The sequence below is a fragment of the Nonomuraea sp. NPDC049607 genome, assembly GCF_040675375.1.
Lineage (GTDB): Bacteria > Actinomycetota > Actinomycetes > Streptosporangiales > Streptosporangiaceae > Nonomuraea.
Genome location: NZ_JBFAOV010000104.1, coordinates 1 through 1608, shown reverse-complemented (window position 1 = coordinate 1608; position 1608 = coordinate 1). Strand labels below are relative to the sequence as shown.

Here is a 1608-nt window from a genome sequence, read left to right as displayed (position 1 = left end):
AGGGTGCACCACGTACGAGGCGCACTTGTCGAGCGTCTCCTGCGTGCACGACTGCCAGATGTCGGTCTTCCCGGCCAGGATCGCCTTGTCCGCGTCCTTGATCGTGACGCGCTCGACGCCCCAGTTGATCAGGGAGAAGGCGTCCTTCATGTAGTAGGTCTCGTCGAAGACCACGGCCCGGGGGTGGCCCAGATTGACGAAGCGCAGGATCCCGCCGAAGAGCGTGATGAGCAGCGGGCCGACCCACCCCCACAGGACGCTGCCGCGCATGGGGGGGATCACCCGGTCACGCAGGGACCGCGTCTGCGAATGACTCTCGCCGACCTCCGGGTTGTCGTAGGCCTGGTACGGGGAATCGGTCACCGCCATTCGGACATCGTACGGGCCCCAAGCCGTTAGGTACTGCAAGAATCACGGTCTAATTGGTATGCCCTGCCACAATGGTCTGGTGACTGAAGAAGGCAGGTTGGTGCTGGCCGGAGCGCCCATTGGCCAGGCGGGTGACGTCTCGCCGCGGCTGCGGGAGGTGCTCGCCGGGGCCGACGTGGTGGCCGCCGAGGACACCAGACGGCTGCGCAGGCTCGCCACCGAGCTGGGCGTGGAGATCAGCGGCCGGGTGGTGTCCTACTACGACCAGAACGAGGCGGGCCGTGCCCAGGAGCTCGTCGAGGCGCTGAGACAGGGCCGCACGGTCGTGGTCATCACCGACGCCGGGATGCCCGGGGTGTCCGACCCCGGCTACCGCCTCACCCACCTGGCGGTCGAGGCGGGCATCACGGTGACCGCGCTGCCGGGGCCGAGCGCCGTCACCACGGCCCTCGCGGTGTCGGGGCTGGCCAGCGACAGGTTCTGCTTCGAGGGCTTCCCCCCGCGCAAGACCGGCGACCGGGCGCGGCGGCTGTCCGCGCTGGCCGCCGAGGAACGGACGATGGTCTTCTTCGAGGCTCCCCACCGGCTGGCCGAGTCGCTGGGCGCCATGGCCGAGGCGTTCGGGGCCGACCGCCCGGCGGCCGTCTGCCGCGAGCTGACCAAGACGTACGAGGAGGTGCGCCGCGGCGGCCTCGGCGAGCTGGCCGAGTGGGCCGCGGGCGGCGTCAAGGGCGAGATCACCGTGGTCGTCGCGGGCCGCGTGCCCGGTGCGGGCGAGCCCGACATGGACGAGCTGGTCGCCGAGGTCGACCGCCGGGTGGCCGAGGGCGAGCAGCGCAGGACCGCCATCGCCGACGTGGCCAAGGGCGCGGGGGTGCCGAGACGGGAGCTGTATGACCTGGTGCACAAGCGCATAGGGTGATCAACATGGGGGAGACGGCTCGGAGACTGGTCCCGCCGTTCCAGGGGCGGCCGCTCTTAGGCTGGGCGGGCCCGCTCCTGGTCGCCCTCTTCGGCGGCCTGTTGCGGTTCGTCCGCCTCGGCGAGCCCAAGGCCGTCGTCTTCGACGAGACCTACTACGCCAAGGACGCCTACTCCCTGCTCAGGTACGGGGTCGAGCGCGCGATGCTCGGCGACGCCAAGAACCCCGTCGCCGACCGGCGGCTCATCGCCGGGAATCTGGACATCTTCCGCCAGTGTGCTGAGCCGTCCGACTGCGCGTCGTTCGTCGCCCATCCG

Annotated in this window: 1 protein-coding gene and 2 pseudogenes; 2 read left to right on the top strand and 1 reads right to left on the bottom strand. The window is 70.6% G+C overall.

All coding sequences use genetic code 11. The features are described 5' to 3' along the window. A pseudogene (locus AB0J97_RS51595) lies at positions 1-369 on the bottom strand (phospholipid carrier-dependent glycosyltransferase); the annotation flags it as partial. Between the two features lie 58 nt (positions 370-427). Here AB0J97_RS51595 and rsmI point away from each other — a divergent pair. Both rsmI and AB0J97_RS51585 read left to right on the top strand, forming a co-directional pair. Continuing rightward, positions 428-1291, top strand: a complete 864-nt coding sequence (gene rsmI, locus AB0J97_RS51590) for a 16S rRNA (cytidine(1402)-2'-O)-methyltransferase (RefSeq protein ID WP_364104818.1) — start codon at positions 428-430, stop codon at positions 1289-1291. A gap of 5 nt (positions 1292-1296) precedes the next feature. Continuing rightward, positions 1297-1608 (top strand): annotated as a pseudogene (locus AB0J97_RS51585) (phospholipid carrier-dependent glycosyltransferase); the annotation flags it as partial.

What these genes read in the sequence shown, in the direction of transcription:
- rsmI (WP_364104818.1), top strand. Translation starts at nt 428, where the DNA reads ATGCCCTGCCACAATGGTCTGGTGACTGAAGAAGGCAGGTTGGTGCTG.